Here is a 15,557-nt window from a genome sequence, read left to right on the forward strand (position 1 = left end):
ATGCTCACCCGACTACCGTCGCTCAATGGATTGCGAGCCTTCGAATGCGCGGCCCGACACCTGAGTTTCACCCGCGCCGCCGAAGAGCTGAACGTCACGCAAACGGCGATCAGCCATCAGATCCGTCGCCTTGAAGATGAACTCGGCGTGCGCCTGTTCATGCGCTTGAAGGACGGATTGGCGCTGACGGAAGAGGGCAGCGCTTATTTCCCTGGTGTTCGCTCGGCGTTCATGGAACTGCGCCATTCGACCGAGCGTTTGCGGGAGACGAACAACCACAGCGTCCTGACGATCAGCACTCTGGTGTCGGTGGCGTCGAAATGGCTGTTGCCGCGCCTGCCGTTCTTTCGCGAGGCGTTTCCCGAGATCGATGTGCGGATCAGTGCGTCCACGGAGTTGGTGGACTTTCGCAAGGGTGACATCGATGCAGCGATCCGCTACGGCAACGGAAACTGGCCGGGACTGCGTGCCGACTGGTTGATGGCCGACGAGATATTCCCGGTGTGCAGCCCGCGTTTGCTCACCGGGCCGGATCCGATCAAAACGCCGGCCGATCTGGCCCGGCACACCTTGCTGCACGTCAGCGGGCAGACCGCCGATGACTGGAGCGCCTGGCTGAACGCCGCAGGTCAACCGCCACCATCGGCCAAAGGCCCGCGCCTGACTTTCGACCTGGCCATGATGGCGGTGCAGTCGGCGATTGACGGGCAGGGCGTGTGCATCGGGCGATCGACCTATGTCGAGGACGATTTGCGGGCCGGAAGACTGGTGGCGCCATTTGATTTGCGGCTCAAGTCCGACTCGGGTTTCTACTTCGTCACGCCCCATGAAAACGCCGGTTCGAAAAAGATTGTCGCGTTCAGGCAGTGGCTGTCGCAGGTGGTGAGAGTTGTATGAGCGTGTATCAATCCCGCCTTCGTACACAGTGAGTTAACAAGCGGCGGTATCCGGACACATTCCCGGTACAGGCCCTCTTCAAAGTAGGACCGTCACTTCACGACTTCCAAGAGGGTAACACCATGCGCCGCACACTCCTGATGACCGCAGCCACCGTACTGGTTTCAATGACCGGCCTGGCAAACGCCGCCGAGGCTCAAACGGCGGCCCCCGCCAAGAGTTGGCAACAAGGCCTGAGCCGCACCGATCTGGTCCATCAGGACCTGGGCGCGGCGGATCGTGAAGTGATTCAGGCGCGGGTCGATTTCGAACCGGGCATCACTTCGCCCCGGCATGCACACCCGGGCGTTGAAGTCGCCTATGTGGTCAGCGGGACGTTCGAATACCAGCTCGAAGGCCGGGCGCCGGTGACGCTGAAAGCGGGCGACTCGCTGTTCATCCCGGAAGGCGTGGCGCATATCGCGAAGAACGTCGGCAATGACAAGGGTTCGGAACTGGCGACTTACATCGTCAAGAAGGGCGAGCCGTTGTTGATTCTCAAGCAATAACGACCGGACACTGCAAAGGCCTGCCCATGTGGCAGGCCTTTTTTTGTTGTCGGCGGACTCAACGCACGCTAACGCCGCCCGACTCAACCTGAAAGAACGTCAGCGCGCATCCACCTCTTTCACAACCTCGGCAGATGCCCTTTGCTTGCGCCTCTTGAGCCAGCTGAAAAACGCATGCACCGGATGCAGAACGGCCGTCAGCACGCCCAGCAGCAGAACGAGGAAGAGGAAGACCAGCGGGATGCTTTCGTGCGAGAACATGGTGGGCAACTCCTGTAGTCACTATGTTGGAACCCGCAGACTAGACGCATCCGGCGAGGTTTTTAGTGAAGGTATGTTCATCTTCGAAAGCGTGGATTGTGCTACGGAAGATTCGGCATCGGCTCCGCTTTCATGCGTCGTTCGAAGGCACGTCTTACTCACTGACGGTCACCCGGATATGTCGAAATCAGGCATCGACATGCCGCACACGGGCTATTTGCGTTCAACACCGGCCACGTAAGGTGGGGCGTCCCTCAGAGAACAACAAAAACGATGAACAGCCTGAATTCGAAGGAATCGAGCGGTCAGCTGGCGCAGGGGTTCAAGCCTCGCCACGTGACCATGTTGTCAATCGCAGGAATCATCGGCGCGGGGTTGTTTGTCGGCTCCGGGCACGCCATCGCGGCGGCGGGGCCGGCGGTGTTGCTGGCGTATCTGTTTTCCGGCCTGCTGGTGGTGCTGGTCATGCGCATGCTGGGAGAGATGGCGGTGGCCCGACCGGACACCGGATCGTTTTCCACTTACGCCGATCAAGCCATCGGTCGCTGGGCCGGCTTCACCATTGGCTGGCTCTACTGGTGGTTCTGGGTGCTGGTCATTCCCATCGAGGCGCTGGCCGCCGGGCATGTTCTGAATCAATGGTTTCCCCAGGTCGATGCGTGGCTGTTTGCGCTGGTGTCGATCATCCTGCTGGTCATCACCAACCTGTTCAGTGTCTCCAAGTACGGCGAGTTCGAATTCTGGTTCGCCATGGCCAAGGTCGTGGCGATCATCGGTTTCATCGGCGTGGGTTTTGCCGTGTTGATGGGCTGGATTCCCGAGCGTGAAGCCAGCGGCCTGAGCCGCTTGATGGAAGAGCACGGCGGGTTCGCCCCCAATGGCCTGTCGGCGGTGGTCGGTGCTTTCATCACCATCATGTTCAGTTTCATCGGCACCGAGGCCGTGACCATCGCTGCCGCCGAATCGGACCATCCGGCGCAGAACATCGCCAAGGCCACGCGCTCGGTGATCTGGCGCATCGGTGTGTTTTACCTGTTGTCGATTTTCGTGGTGATTTCCGTGGTGCCCTGGAACGACCCGCTGCTGGCGTCCGTCGGTTCCTATCAGCGCGCACTGGAGTTGATGAACATTCCCCACGCCAAATTCATGGTCGATGTGGTGGTGTTGATCGCTGTGGCCAGTTGCATGAACTCGTCGATCTATATCGCTTCGCGCATGCTGTTTTCACTGGGACTTCGCGGCGATGCACCGCATGCCTTGAAAGTGACTTCCGCGGCGGGCGTGCCGAGGGCGGCGGTGATTGCCAGCAGCGTCATCGGCGCCGGGGTGACGCTGCTCAGCTACTTCATGCCCGCCGGCCTGTTTCAATTTCTGCTCGCCAGTTCCGGTGCCATCGCGCTGCTGGTGTACCTGGTGATCGCGGTGTCTCAGCTGCGCATGCGCCGGATGCTGCTGCGGCAGAATGTCGAGCTGACTTTTCGCATGTGGCTGTTTCCCTGGCTGACGTATCTGGTGATGGCCTTCATCTGCGCCGCACTCGCGGTGATGATGGTGACGCCGGAGCATCGTCTGGAAGTGACATCGACCCTCTGCCTCGCACTGGCGATTTCCTTTATCGGGCTGGTGACCACGCGTCAGCATGGGCCGGCGAACGCGGCAACACAAAACGCCCGAAGCGGTGCTTCGGGCGTTCGAGGTTGAAGCCGGCGTGAGACGGGTTCAGATCAGGCACAGGGTCACGTCGATATTGCCGCGTGTGGCCTTGGAGTAAGGGCAGGTCTGGTGCGCGGCTTCCATCAGCGACTGGGCGACCGAAGGTTCCAGCCCCGGCAGGCTGACATTCAAACGGGCCTGCAGGAAAAACGCATCGCCGGTCTTGCCCAGATCGATTTCGGTTTCCACCGCCACATCCGCCGGCAGCCTGATTTTCAACACTGCCGCCGCTTTGCCCATGGCGCCGATGAAACAGGCCGACCAGCCGGCCGCCAGCAGTTGTTCCGGGTTGGTGCCGCTGCCGTTGGAGCCGGGTGGCGACAGTTTGACGTCCAGATTGCCGTCGGAACTGCGCGAGGCGCCATCGCGTCCGCCAGTGGTGCGGGTCTTGCCGGTGTACAGCACGGTGTCGATTTGATTGATCATGAGAGTACCTGCCTGTGTGGGTTGTGGAGTCGGAGCCAGGGTTCCGATGGCCCACACTTTTGCATCGACATGTACCCGGGATGTGTCGTGCAACGGGGGTTTATGTATCGCTGTGTAGCGACGCCGGGTCAGGATGATCGTTGAGAGAGTGTCAGCAACAGCCCGAATCCCACCAGCAGACCGCCGAACGCCCGGTCAATCCACTGCCGTGCCGCCAGCAGTTTCTCGCGCACCCGCCCGGCGGAAAAGCACAGCGCCACCAGGCTGAACCACACCACGTGCGCTCCGGCAATGAACAGTCCATAGGCGATTTGCAACGGCAGGCCACTGTCCGGTCGGACGACGCCCATGAACAGGCTGACGATGAAAATCGAGGTTTTCGGGTTCAGTGCGTTGGTGAGAAAACCCGTGCGCAGTGCAGCCAGATCGGACAGGGCAGGTGACGCAGCATCCGGCTGCCGAGCGTCAGGGCTGGAGCGAAGCATTTTTATGCCCAGATAGACGAGGTACCCAGCCCCCGCCAGCTTCAACGCATTGAACAGCCACGGTGTTTGCTGAAGCACCCAGCCCAGCCCGAGCAGGGTGTAGCCGACATGCACCAGCACCCCCAGACCAATGCCCGCCGCCGTGAGTACGCCGGCGCGTCGAGAAAGCAGCAAGCCGTTGCGCGAGACCATCGCGAAATCCGGCCCGGGACTGACGCATGCAAGCAGCGTGATGGTGATTACGACTATCCATTCGTGCATGGTGGAACCTTGAGTGGGTTGGTGATAGAAAGCCATGTTTGCAAAGACCACGCGCCGGGACTAACGATGATTTCTGAACAGAAAGGTGACTTTGGATCACCATTTTCAGGAGGGCGAATGCCGTCTCTGCTGGCGCTGCGCTGCTTTGAATCCGCTGGCCGGTTCGAGAACTTCGCCCGTGCGGCGAACGAGCTGCATCTGACGCCGGGCGCCATCAGTCGGGCGGTGCGTCTGCTGGAAGAGGATCTGGGTGTCGAGCTGTTCGAGCGGCGCCAGCGCAGGGTGTTCCTGACGGACCCGGGAAGACGATTGCTCAAAGCGGTGAGTGAAGGGCTGGGGTTGATGAACCATGCCGTTCGCGAAATTCGCAGCGAGGCGCGCCGTACGCGACGGCTGGTCCTGTCCTGCGAACCGACGCTGTTGATGCGCTGGTTGATTCCGCGCTGGAGCGATTTCCAGTCGCGCCATGGTGGCCCGGACATTCACTTGGTGGCCGGCGGCGGTCCGTTTTCATTTGAGCAGGGAGTCGACCTGGCCATTCGGCGCGACGATTTTCCCCGACCTGCGGGGTATCACGCCGAGCGGTTGTTTGCCGAAAAGGTCGGGCCGGTGTGCCGGCCGGACAAGGCCGGCCAATGGTTCGATGAACGCGGCCAATGCTTGCGCGCCACGGCTTCCCTGTTGCAGACCACCAGCCGTCCCACGGCCTGGCAAGAGTGGGCCAGCGCTTCGGGCCAGGCCGTTCCCGCGACGCAGATGCAGTCTTTCGAGCACTTTTATTTCAGCATTCAGGCCGCTGTCGCCGGGCTGGGGGTGGCCATGGGGCCGTGGCATCTGGTTCGCGACGACATCCAGAACGGGGTGCTGGTTGCGCCCTCGGGGTTCGTTGAAGACGGCTCGCATTACTGCTTGCTGTCGCCCGCGCCACCCAGACAGGGCAGTCTCGAAATGGCATTGCAGGAGTGGTTGCGATCAGTAGGTTGAGGATCGCCGATTTTCAGTGAGCGGGTTTTAACCGTTGGCCGGTGTTACGCGCGTTTGAATTCGATTTCCAAATGGCAGGTTGCGCCACTGATATTTGCACCTAACCTCAACCGGGGCATCTGTGTGCGCTGCGCCAGCTTCAAATCTGCATGACTTCAATGCCCGTTAGTGGATAGCTACATCCATAGGCAAGGAGTCTTAAAATGAATGTCCGCCGCGTGCTTTGCGCAATTCTCATTTCGAGTTTGACCGCTTGTTCGTCCACCCCTCTTATCTACAACTCCAGCGATAACTCTCCAGGCGCTGTAAATCCATTACAGAAGCTGCTCCCTGACGATACGCCTGTGAGGCTGTTTTTTGTTCATGGTGTAGGGGATCACTGCCCGGGTTACGCCCTGGGTCCTGACGGCTGGTTGAATGAAAAAAACGCTGCTGCGATGGGATTGAAACCCGTACCCGACGGAATCAAATCTGATGAATTCATTAATGTGAACGTCTTTATGGGGGGAGAAGAAGACCCACACTCAGGGGTGAACGTCCTCAAAAGAAATTACTCTCTGACTCTGCCTGACAGGGACCGCGCAGTGAGCGTAGAGGCGATTGAAATTACCTGGTCACCCCTGACCCGATGGCTGAAAAGCAATCAGCTTGGATATGACTCGCCGTCTGTTTTCGCAAATAAAAAACGCGAGCCATGCATTGAGTTCCCCGATCCGAAAATTCCTGCAACGGTACAGGCGCCACCAAGGCTTTGGCTCGACAAAACAATCAAGGAGCAGGTTTTTGACCGGAATTTGTCAGATGCCATTCTCTATACCGGAACCTATGGACAGACAATGGTGCGAGGGCTTGCAGAGGGGATTTGCCATGCCATCACGTCTACGGACAAGGATAAAAAATGTGTATGGCCCTCTGCGCAGGAAAGTGAAAGAACACCGCACAAGAATTTATTCGTGACTCACAGTCTGGGCAGCCGCATGACTTACGACATGTTCCTCGACCTGATGGACCGGACAAAAGACAGTGAGACCAACCCTTTTCGCTACAGCGAACGCAGCAGCGCTCAGGGATTCATCGAAAACATGATCACGAATACGCCTGCCTTCTACATGATGGCGAATCAGCTTTCGTTGCTGGGTTTGGCCAACGTACCGCCACAAGCCCGCTCCAGTGATGGCGTTGCACATCCTTTTTTCTGGCAGTTGTTTCCTTTAAATGGTCGCGATGCGCTTCCGATTCAGTCGCAGGCAGACTCGAGGCTGCCGGTGTACGGAAATGTTCTTTCGGAACTGGCAGATTTAAAAACAACCGTAGACATCAAGAGTGGAAAACAAACTGGCGGCCTCCAGATTGTCTCTTTCAATGACACAAATGACTTGCTCACCTGGCATGTCCCGAGTTGGTACGCTAACGCTGAGGGTACGCCGGACGGGCGGCCGCAGATCAATGTGACAGACGTATTTGTGCAGAATGCCCCCAAGCTCCTGATCATGGAGAGTCCCCTGAATGCGCATGTTGACTACTTTCAGAGCCCGGACGTTCGGGATGTCATCCTTTGCGGCGCTGCCAATGGCAAAGTCTTGAAGTGTCAGGGGCGCTGACCTGGTTGTCGTCTTCAGAAAGCCAAAATAGACAAAGCCCCGAATAATCAGAGCTTTGTCTATTCTGAGATATCGACGCTCACACCCGATCCAGCGCCTCATCCAGTCCCTGATCCTCACCGAGAAACCCGCCGCTCTGATGCTGCCAGAGTCGCGCATAGGTGCCGTTTCGTTCCAGCAGTTCGGCGTGGGTGCCTTGTTCGATGATGTGACCCTCATCCATGACAATCAGCCGGTCCATCGCGGCAATCGTCGACAACCGATGCGCAATCGCGATAACAGTCTTGCCTTGCATCATTTCATCCAGGCTTTCCTGAATGGCGACTTCAACCTCCGAATCCAGCGCACTGGTGGCCTCGTCGAGCAGCAGGATCGGTGCGTTCTTGAGCATGACCCGGGCAATGGCGATCCGTTGGCGCTGACCACCGGACAGCTTGATGCCGCGTTCGCCCACCAGCGTGTCATAACCGGTATTGCCCTGACGGTCGCTCAGCTGGCTGATGAAACCGTCGGCCTGGGCGTTGATCGCGGCGCGGTGAACCTGCGCGTCGGTGGCGTCCGGGCGTCCGTAGGCAATGTTGTCGCGGATCGAGCGGTGCAGCAGCGACGTATCTTGAGTGACCATGCCGATGGCGCTGCGCAGACTGTCCTGCGTCACCTGCGCGATGTTCTGCCCATCGATGCAGATTTTGCCGCTGTCGACGTCGTAGAAACGCAGCAGCAGATTGATCAGTGTCGATTTGCCAGCACCGGAGCGACCCACCAGGCCGATCTTTTCTCCGGCGCGGATGTGCAGGCTCAGGCCGTCGAGTACCTGGCGTTCACCGTTGTAATTGAAATGCACGTTGTCGAAGGTCACCGCGCCACCGGAAGGCACCAGCACCCCGGCGTTCGGCGCGTCTTGCACCTTGGGGCCCCGGGTCAGGGTCGCCATGCCGTCCTGAACGGTGCCGATGTTTTCGAACAGCGATGTCATTTGCCACATGATCCAGTGGGACATGCCGTTGATCCGCAGCGCCATGGCCGTGATTGCAGCCACCGCACCCGCGCCGACCTGACCCTGATGCCAGAGCCACAGGGCATAGCCGCCGGCGCCAAGAATCAGCCCGACCACCAGCGCCTGATTGACGATCTCGAATTGACTGACCAGACGCATCTGGCGAAAACCGGTCTGCTTGAAATCCTCCATTGCCGCACGTGCGAAGTGCGCCTCGCGGTTGGAATGCGAGAACAGTTTGACCGTGGTGATGTTGGTGTAGGCGTCGGAAATTCGCCCCGTCATCGACGACCGGGCATGGGCCTGTTCCTGCCCGACCTGTCCCAGACGCGGCACGAAATACAGCATCGCCAGCCCGAACAGCGCGACCCAGGCCACGAACGGCAGCATCAGTTTCAAGGCAAAGCCCCCGGCCAATGCGATGATCGCAATGAAATAAACGCCGATGCCGGGGGCGATCTCGATGACGGTGAACAGCACTTCGCGGACCGCCAGCGCGGTCTGCATCACTTTGGTCGTGACGCGTCCGGAAAACTCGTCGGAAAAGAACGAAAGACTTTGCCGCAGCATCAGGCGATGGAAGTCCCAGCGCAGGCGCAGCGGCAGGTTGATCGCCAGAATCTGGTGCTGGACCATCGTGCGCAACGCCACAAGACCGACGCTGGTGAGCAAGACGATGGCGATGCCCCACAGCACGCGGCTTTCCTGACCGCTCACGGCGCCGCCGGCCTGCCAGGTCGAGAGCAGGTCCACCACTTGCCCGAGAAACGAAAACAGCCAGGCCTCGTAGATCGACACACTGGCACTGAGCAGCGCCAGAGCAAGGACATAACCGCGGGCACCGCGGGTGCAGGCCCACAGAAAACGCATCAGTCCCACGGGCGGGGGCGGCGCTTCATCAGGCGGAAAAGGGTCGAGCCTGCGTTCGAACACGCGAAGCATAGTGGTCTCCGAAATGATCTGGTCGGTGGGAGTATGCCATTTTCGCCGTTGCCCCCGGATAGGAGGACAACGATCGCTCGGCCACGTTTGACCATGGGGCCGTTCTCAATACTATCCGTCAGGTCAGAACCCACTTGTTGTGACCGTGTCCGCCAATTGACCCGCGTTTTTGGCAATCGATCAGTTGAGCAAAGCCCGGTCACCTGGTTTTCAAGGATGGATCTTGATCAAGGCGTGGAGCATCGTCCGTACGATGCATAACGGAACACGTGCGCCTTTTTTCTTGTGAAGGAGAACACAGATGGCAATCAGCGAAGGACTCGCAACATCGGCTGATACTGCGCTCGTCGAAGCGGAGGTGTACCGCTGGTACAACCTCTTTTTTCCCTGGTCCCGTGGCGTCGCGTCCCAATCCGAAGGCGCCATAAAACCCTTGTACGATGCACTGGCGGAAGATTTTCGGGTGGTGCTCACGAACGGTGAGATCATGGGCCGGGCCGATTACTGGGAGCGACTTTGGGGACTGCACGGCCAGCGTGCCGGAAGCCCGGAATCACACATCACCAATCTCTCGATCACGCCGCTTCCGGGAGGCTTCTTCCTGACGGTCTTCGATCTGGTCAAGGACGGAATCACCAAGAAGAAGGTCGATTCGGCCCTCATGCGTCTTGATGAACATTCCCCATCGGGTATTTCGTGGATTTACGTCCATGAGAGCGAGCATGAGCGGGCGGTTGCGTAAATTTTTACGTGTACAGGCATGATGAACGAAACCCGGCCGAAGCGCCGGGTTCTTTATTGCCTGCCATTCGTCCAATGGAAGGCACTCACAGGTACTCAGGTTCTCTCACGTTCAAGCACGCAATCGCGCGCACCGATACGGAGAGGCATCATGGATATTGACGAAAATGCACCAGGCAACCAGTCGCAGCAGGCCGTGACACGCACCACCGACAACGAAACCGGGCATGACCCCAGATACCAAAAGGCCGAAGTGCCATTGCCGCCCGATGACGAAGCACCGCTTGATGAAGACATGACGGACGTGGCAGCGACGAACGCTGTCGCCACAGAACACCCGAAACACGGGAGCGGGGAAGTGGTCCGCAAGCCTGCGGCGTCTGACGCGCCTTACAGCCAGGACGTTGATGTAAAAGAGCCGCGCGGCATGCCTGCCAGCGATCCAGAATCGGGGGCCTGACGCGGCCGGGACAGAGACTCACCGACAGTTGTCGACCTTTACCAGGCGACGGTGTCGGCCTGTAGCAAACGGTCATCTTCGATGAACTGTTTAGCCTGGGCGACGCTGAGCCTGCCCGGCAGGCTCGCACCATTCTTGGCCGCCAGGATTTCGGCCATGACGCTGACGGCGATCTCGGCAGGCGTCTTGCTGCCAATGTAAAGGCCGATCGGTCCGTGCAGGCGCTCAAGCGACGCCAGGGTCTCACCGAAATGTTCGATCAGGCGTTCGCGACGCCGCTGGCTGTTGCGCCGCGAACCGATGGCGCCGATGTAAAACGCCGGACTGTGGAGCGCTTCGAGCAGGGCCAGATCGTCGAGTCTGGGGTCATGACTCAGGGCGACGATACAGGTGCGCAGGTCGACCGCGAAGTCGCGGACCACGTCGTCCGGCATGCCGACGATGCGCTCCACACCGTTGACCGCCCAGGTCTCGATGTACTCGGGACGCGGATCGCACACCGCCACCTTGAAACCGTTGAACAACGCCATGGTGGCCAGATACTCGGCGAGCGCACCGGCGCCGATCATCAGCATCCGATAACCCGGCCCCAGGGTATTGAGCATCTGCGCGCCATCGAAGCGGAATCGTTCCGGCATCGCGGTCGCTTCGAGCATGACCTCACCCGACTCCAGCGTCAGGCGACGGTTCACCAGTCGTCCGGCGTCCAGTTGCATCAGCAACTCGTCAAGTGACTGACATGCCGGGTTGAATTCCAGGATCAATTCAAGCGTGCCGCCGCAGGGCAGGCCGAAGCGATGCGCCTCATCGGCGCTGACGCCATAGCGCACCACTTGTGGGGTGCTGTCGCTAAAAGCACTGCCGCCATGGGCCGTGGTATAGCGATGGATCAGGTCATCCTCGATGCAGCCGCCGGACACGCTGCCCACCACGCGACCATCGTCACGCAGGGCCATCATCGAACCCGTCGGGCGCGGTGATGAACCCCAGGTGCGCGCCACCGTGGCGAGCAACACACGCTCGCCGGCGGCGCGCCAGTCCCGCGCAGTGCGCAAGACCAGCACATCGATGCTTTCCATCAGATTCTCCTCTAACGCATGTGCAGGATAATCGGGCTGCTGCTGGCCGGATCCGTGTGTTCACGCAGTTTGGCCACCGCCTGCGCATCAACGGCAGTGCCCTGATTGCCCCAGGTGCTGCGCATGAAGGTCAGCACCTCGGCAATCTGCTGATCCGACAACTGCTCGCGGAAGGCCGGCATGCGGTACGCATCCGGTACGCCGGCCGCCACGACGCGCTGTGAACCATTCAAGGTGATGTTGATCGCCGAGGCGCTTTCCCCGGCCAGCGCCGAGGTGGCGCCGGCCAGCGGCGGCATCCATTGCGCCTGACCCTTGCCGTCCAGACCATGGCACGACGCGCAGCGCGTCACATAGGTGTGAGCACCCGGGGAGTCCTGACGTTGCGCTGCCGAAACCGATTGATACTGCCAGGGTTGCCCGTCGCGCTGGCGGTCGCCAGGCAACGACTTCAGATAACGGGCAATGGCCGTCAGATCGTCATCGCTCATGAACTGCGTGGAGTTGTTGAACGCTTCGGTCATCGAGCCGTACACCACCGCATGTTGGTTGCGTCCTGTCTTGAGGAACTGCACGATTTCAGACTCGCTCCAACGGCCCAGACCTGTGTTGTGATCATCGCGCAGGCTCGGTGCGTACCAGCCATCGAGCAACGCGCCGGCGAGGAACGGCGCGCCGGATTCATCCAGTGCCTTCTCGTTGAACGCCAGACCACGCGGTGTGTGGCAACTGCCACAGTGCCCGGCACCCTGAACGAGATACGCGCCACGGTTCCACTGTTCATCCTGCGACGGTTTGGCCACATAAGGCCCGGAATCGACGAACACACCGTTCCATAGTGCAATCGGCCAGCGCAGGTTCAGTGGAAATGGAATCGCATTCTGGATGTTCGCCTGTTTGACAGGTGCCACGCCTTTCATAAAGAACGCATACAGCGCTCGCACGTCGTCATCACTGAGCTTCGCATAGGACGGGTAGGGCATCGCCGGGTATAACCGGCGACTTCCGGGAGCCACACCGTGACGTACGGCACGGTCGAAGTCGGCCAGGCTGTAGTGGCCGATGCCGGTTTCCATGTCCGGAGTGATATTGGTCGCGTGGATCGCGCCCAGCGGTGTGGCCATTTCCAGCCCGCCGGCAAACGGTGCACCGCCCGGCACGCTGTGACAGGCCACGCAATCGCTGAGCCTGGCGACGTATTCGCCGCGGGCCACCAGTGTCGGGTCGATATCGGCGACGATCTGATGGTTTTCCAGGCGCGAGACAGGCTCGCGGGTGACATACCAGGCCAGCAGGCCTGCCGCGACCAGACACGGCACGGCCAGCCAGCCAGCGGTTCTTGCGAATCGGCTGTTATTCATGAACGCTCCGGTGCTGATCAGGTGAAGGTGTGTCGGCTCAGGGGCAGGCTGCGTATCCGCTGCCCGGTCAGCGTTGCCACCGCATTGACGACGGCGGGCGCGACGGCGGGCAATGGCGGCTCACCGATGCCACCCATTTTTTCCCCGCTCTCGACCACTCGCACGTGGACCCGGGCCATTCGTGCAGGCGGCAGGATCGGGTACAAATCGTAGTTGCGCGCCCGAGGCCTGCCGTCCACCCAGACGGATTCTTCCACCAGTGTCTGCGACAGTCCCAACGCCACCGCGCCATTCACCTGAGCCTCGACAATCGCCGGATTGACGATGCTGCCGGGGTCTATCGCTTGCCAGATGTCGTGCACCTTGACCTGGCCTTTTTCGATGGATACCTCGGCGATCACCGCCGTCTGCGTACCGAACGGCGACGCCATGGCCACCCCGCGCGCACGCCGGCTGCCGTCTTCGGCGGTGAACGGGCCGCGCTTCCAGCCACCCGACAGCTCACCCACGGCCTGCAGCAGTGTGGTCAACCGTTTGTTGTCGCGCAGCAAGTGCAGGCGCAGGTCGAACGGGTCCTTGCCGCCCTTGTCGGCCAGTTCATCGAGGAACGACTCATAGAAAAAATCGTTGAGGGAATTGCCCACCGAGCGCCAGTAACCCAGCATCGCCGGGCCTTTGACGTAAATCTGCGCGATGCGTTTGTTGGGGATCGCATAGGATTTGCCGGACAACCCTTCGAGCGCTGTCGGGTCGAGCTTCTCACCCTGCTTGCCGGCGAGCGCCTCGGTAGGCCCTTCGGTGGCACTGATCGCTTCGATTGCCAGTGGCCAGCCTTCTTCGTCCAGTGCCGCACGGAAATTCACGGCGGCAACCGGGCGCAGCACATCGCGCAGGAACTCTTCCTCGCGACTCCAGATCAGTTTGACCGGCCGGCCAACCGCCTTGGACAGCGCGATTGCCTGAGGGTAGGGGTTGGCCGAATCGTAGAGGAAATGCCGGCCGAAGAACCCGCCCAGCAGCGGCGAATGCAAGTTGATGCGCGACGGGTCCAGTCCTGTGCGTTTGGCGATGTCGGCACGGAACATATCCGGCGCCTGATTCGGCAGCCAGACGTCCAGCGAACCGTCGGCATTGAATCTGGCCAGTGCCGAAGGCGGCTCCAGTTGCCCGTGATTCAGGTATTGGTTGTGGTAAGTGGCCTCGATCCGGGTCTTGCTCCCCGCAAGAATCGAAGCCACATCGCCTTCAAGTTCATCATCCCGGGCGGGGCCTCTGTCTTCAGCGAGGCGCTTGAGCCAGGCATCGCTGGAAAAGTCGGCGGGCATCGGCCGCACGTTGCTGTCGGCTGTCGGCTCTTGCCAGTCGACCTGAATCGCCTCGACGGCCCGTCTGGCGTGCCACCAGCGCTCGGCGACCACGGCCACGGCGCCCGGCAGACGGTGCACGGAATGCACGCCTTTCATTGCCTTGACCTGGTCTTCGTTGCGCAGGTTGCCCACTGTCATCCCCAGGCGCGGGGCATGTTGAACCGCGGCATGGAGCATGTCGTCGACCTTCAGATCGATGCTGTACAGCGCCTTGCCCGTGGACTTGTCATAGGCATCGAGGCGCTTCACTGGTTTGCCGATCCAGCGGAACCGGCCCGGATCACGCAGTTGCACGGAAGCCGGATCGGGAACCGGCAGATCCATCGCGCGCTCGGCCAGTTCACCGTAGGCCAGCGAGCGCCCGGATTTGGCATGCACGACCTTGCCGGACTCGGTGCTCAACTCGCTCACCGGCACGCCAAGCTGTTGCGCGCCCGCTTGCAACAGCATGGCGCGGGCGAGGGCGCCGAGGCGGCGCATGACCGGATAACTCATGCGCACCGACATACTGCCGCCGGTGATGCGCATGCCGTTTTCCATCACCACATAGGCTTCGCCGGGCGGCGCCGCTTCGACCATGAACGTCGCCGGGTCGGCATCCAGTTCTTCACCGATGATCTGTGCCATGGCGGTAAACGTTCCTTGCCCGCCTTCCATGAACGGGCAAAGCAGACGCACGCGGTTGTCCGGGCGGATCTCGAGGAACGCCGGCACCTGCGTGCCACGTTCGGCAGTTGCGGTTGCTGCAGCCGCTTGTACGCGTGTCATACCCAGCGGCAGGCCAAAACCGAGGACCAGTGCGCCGACAGCGGTGCCGGTGAGAAAACGTCTGCGCGAAACATTGATCGGTTCGTGCAGGTCCGTTGCCGAGGCTTGCAGGGCAGGGTCGATTCGAACGTTCATCATGCTTCCCCCTTGCCAGCAAGCTCATGCATGGCGGCATGAATGGCGTTGTAAGTACCGCAGCGGCACAGGTTGACCATTGCGGCCTCGATCTGCGCATCACTCGGCCTGGGGTTTTGTTTGAGCAGCGCGGTGGCGGCCATCACCTGCCCGGACTGACAGTAGCCGCACTGGGCGACCTGCAGATCGACCCAGGTCGAAACAACCCGCTTGCCCACTTCATCGGTCTCTATGGCTTCAATGGTGGTGACCTCGCGACCGACGACCCCGGCGACCGGCGTGACGCAGGAACGCACCACATTGCCGTCCACCAGCACCGAACAGGCGCCGCACTGCGCCAGTCCGCAGCCGTACTTGGTCCCGGTCATGCCCAGGTCATCGCGGATAACCCACAGCAAGGGCGTATCGGCGTCGGCATCGACCTGATAGGTCTTCTGGTTGATTCGTAGTTCCATGGTTCACCCGCTGATCATCGGTTGACGTGCATTGTCATGAGCGGTGACACGCGGCAAGGCGCATCACCGGTGAAGC

At 60.6% G+C, this 15,557-nt stretch carries 15 protein-coding genes; 7 read left to right on the forward strand and 8 right to left on the reverse strand.

The features are described 5' to 3' along the window. Positions 1–897, forward strand: coding sequence for a transcriptional regulator GcvA (locus NWV16_RS12760; RefSeq protein ID WP_260523324.1), 897 nt, complete (start codon positions 1–3; stop codon positions 895–897). A 122-nt stretch (positions 898–1,019) separates the two neighbouring features. Next, a complete protein-coding gene (locus NWV16_RS12765) occupies positions 1,020–1,445 on the forward strand; it encodes a cupin domain-containing protein (protein ID WP_260523325.1) in 426 nt (141 codons plus the stop codon). A gap of 99 nt (positions 1,446–1,544) precedes the next feature. Here the strand turns inward: NWV16_RS12765 and NWV16_RS12770 are convergent, their stop codons facing one another. Then, entirely contained in the window at positions 1,545–1,706 is a 162-nt protein-coding gene (locus tag NWV16_RS12770) for a hypothetical protein (RefSeq protein ID WP_260523326.1), read from the reverse strand. A 273-nt stretch (positions 1,707–1,979) separates the two neighbouring features. On the opposite strand from NWV16_RS12770, the gene NWV16_RS12775 reads away from it, so the two are divergent. Continuing rightward, entirely contained in the window at positions 1,980–3,407 is a 1,428-nt protein-coding gene (locus tag NWV16_RS12775) for an amino acid permease (protein ID WP_260523327.1), read from the forward strand. Between the two features lie 18 nt (positions 3,408–3,425). Here the strand turns inward: NWV16_RS12775 and NWV16_RS12780 are convergent, their stop codons facing one another. Next, positions 3,426–3,845, reverse strand: coding sequence for an organic hydroperoxide resistance protein (locus NWV16_RS12780; RefSeq protein WP_260523328.1), 420 nt, complete (start codon positions 3,843–3,845; stop codon positions 3,426–3,428). Positions 3,846–3,973: 128 nt separating this feature from the next. Further along, positions 3,974–4,591, reverse strand: coding sequence for a LysE family translocator (locus NWV16_RS12785; protein WP_260523329.1), 618 nt, complete (start codon positions 4,589–4,591; stop codon positions 3,974–3,976). Positions 4,592–4,657: 66 nt separating this feature from the next. Between NWV16_RS12785 and NWV16_RS12790 the strand changes: the two genes are divergently transcribed. After that, entirely contained in the window at positions 4,658–5,575 is a 918-nt protein-coding gene (locus NWV16_RS12790) for a LysR family transcriptional regulator (protein ID WP_260523330.1), read from the forward strand. 203 nt (positions 5,576–5,778) lie between these two features. Next, positions 5,779–7,176 (forward strand): hypothetical protein, encoded by a 1,398-nt coding sequence (locus NWV16_RS12795; RefSeq protein WP_260523331.1) that lies wholly within the window; start codon positions 5,779–5,781, stop codon positions 7,174–7,176. A 79-nt stretch (positions 7,177–7,255) separates the two neighbouring features. On the opposite strand, the gene NWV16_RS12800 is transcribed toward NWV16_RS12795, so the two are convergent. Beyond that, positions 7,256–9,115 carry an ABC transporter ATP-binding protein gene (locus tag NWV16_RS12800; protein WP_260523332.1) on the reverse strand — a complete coding sequence of 620 codons (1,860 nt, stop codon included), beginning with the start codon at positions 9,113–9,115 and terminating at the stop codon, positions 7,256–7,258. A 301-nt stretch (positions 9,116–9,416) separates the two neighbouring features. Here NWV16_RS12800 and NWV16_RS12805 point away from each other — a divergent pair, with 301 nt between their 5' ends. Both NWV16_RS12805 and NWV16_RS27830 read left to right on the forward strand, forming a co-directional pair. Next, positions 9,417–9,857, forward strand: a complete 441-nt coding sequence (locus tag NWV16_RS12805) for a hypothetical protein (protein ID WP_065259000.1) — start codon at positions 9,417–9,419, stop codon at positions 9,855–9,857. 150 nt (positions 9,858–10,007) lie between these two features. After that, a complete protein-coding gene (locus NWV16_RS27830; protein WP_260523333.1) occupies positions 10,008–10,316 on the forward strand; it encodes a hypothetical protein in 309 nt (102 codons plus the stop codon). Positions 10,317–10,354: 38 nt separating this feature from the next. On the opposite strand, the gene NWV16_RS12815 is transcribed toward NWV16_RS27830, so the two are convergent. The 4 genes from NWV16_RS12815 to NWV16_RS12830 are packed head-to-tail and all read right to left on the reverse strand — an operon-like array spanning position 10,355 to position 15,481. Further along, positions 10,355–11,395 (reverse strand): XdhC family protein, encoded by a 1,041-nt coding sequence (locus tag NWV16_RS12815; RefSeq protein WP_260523334.1) that lies wholly within the window; start codon positions 11,393–11,395, stop codon positions 10,355–10,357. A gap of 11 nt (positions 11,396–11,406) precedes the next feature. Next, positions 11,407–12,756, reverse strand: coding sequence for a cytochrome c (locus NWV16_RS12820; protein ID WP_260523335.1), 1,350 nt, complete (start codon positions 12,754–12,756; stop codon positions 11,407–11,409). Between the two features lie 17 nt (positions 12,757–12,773). Then, complete coding sequence (locus NWV16_RS12825; protein WP_260523515.1) at positions 12,774–15,026, reverse strand: xanthine dehydrogenase family protein molybdopterin-binding subunit; 2,253 nt, start codon at positions 15,024–15,026, stop codon at positions 12,774–12,776. After that, on the reverse strand, positions 15,026–15,481 hold the full coding sequence (locus NWV16_RS12830; protein ID WP_260523336.1) for a (2Fe-2S)-binding protein: 456 nt from the start codon (positions 15,479–15,481) through the stop codon (positions 15,026–15,028). The genes NWV16_RS12825 and NWV16_RS12830 overlap by 1 nt, the downstream gene beginning before the upstream one ends. Between the last annotated feature and the right edge of the window lie 76 nt (positions 15,482–15,557).

Origin of the sequence: Pseudomonas sp. BW7P1 (assembly GCF_024981055.1) — a bacterium.
Lineage (GTDB): Bacteria > Pseudomonadota > Gammaproteobacteria > Pseudomonadales > Pseudomonadaceae > Aquipseudomonas > Aquipseudomonas bananamidigenes.

Coding starts and splice junctions, on each gene's coding strand:
- NWV16_RS12760 (WP_260523324.1), top strand. CDS start 1: ATGCTCACCCGACTACCGTCGCTCAATGGATTGCGAGCCTTCGAATGC.
- NWV16_RS12765 (WP_260523325.1), top strand. CDS start 1,020: ATGCGCCGCACACTCCTGATGACCGCAGCCACCGTACTGGTTTCAATG.
- NWV16_RS12770 (WP_260523326.1), bottom strand. CDS start 1,706: ATGTTCTCGCACGAAAGCATCCCGCTGGTCTTCCTCTTCCTCGTTCTG.
- NWV16_RS12775 (WP_260523327.1), top strand. CDS start 1,980: ATGAACAGCCTGAATTCGAAGGAATCGAGCGGTCAGCTGGCGCAGGGG.
- NWV16_RS12780 (WP_260523328.1), bottom strand. CDS start 3,845: ATGATCAATCAAATCGACACCGTGCTGTACACCGGCAAGACCCGCACC.
- NWV16_RS12785 (WP_260523329.1), bottom strand. CDS start 4,591: ATGCACGAATGGATAGTCGTAATCACCATCACGCTGCTTGCATGCGTC.
- NWV16_RS12790 (WP_260523330.1), top strand. CDS start 4,658: ATGATTTCTGAACAGAAAGGTGACTTTGGATCACCATTTTCAGGAGGG.
- NWV16_RS12795 (WP_260523331.1), top strand. CDS start 5,779: ATGAATGTCCGCCGCGTGCTTTGCGCAATTCTCATTTCGAGTTTGACC.
- NWV16_RS12800 (WP_260523332.1), bottom strand. CDS start 9,115: ATGCTTCGCGTGTTCGAACGCAGGCTCGACCCTTTTCCGCCTGATGAA.
- NWV16_RS12805 (WP_065259000.1), top strand. CDS start 9,417: ATGGCAATCAGCGAAGGACTCGCAACATCGGCTGATACTGCGCTCGTC.
- NWV16_RS27830 (WP_260523333.1), top strand. CDS start 10,008: ATGGATATTGACGAAAATGCACCAGGCAACCAGTCGCAGCAGGCCGTG.
- NWV16_RS12815 (WP_260523334.1), bottom strand. CDS start 11,395: ATGGAAAGCATCGATGTGCTGGTCTTGCGCACTGCGCGGGACTGGCGC.
- NWV16_RS12820 (WP_260523335.1), bottom strand. CDS start 12,756: ATGAATAACAGCCGATTCGCAAGAACCGCTGGCTGGCTGGCCGTGCCG.
- NWV16_RS12825 (WP_260523515.1), bottom strand. CDS start 15,026: ATGAACGTTCGAATCGACCCTGCCCTGCAAGCCTCGGCAACGGACCTG.
- NWV16_RS12830 (WP_260523336.1), bottom strand. CDS start 15,481: ATGGAACTACGAATCAACCAGAAGACCTATCAGGTCGATGCCGACGCC.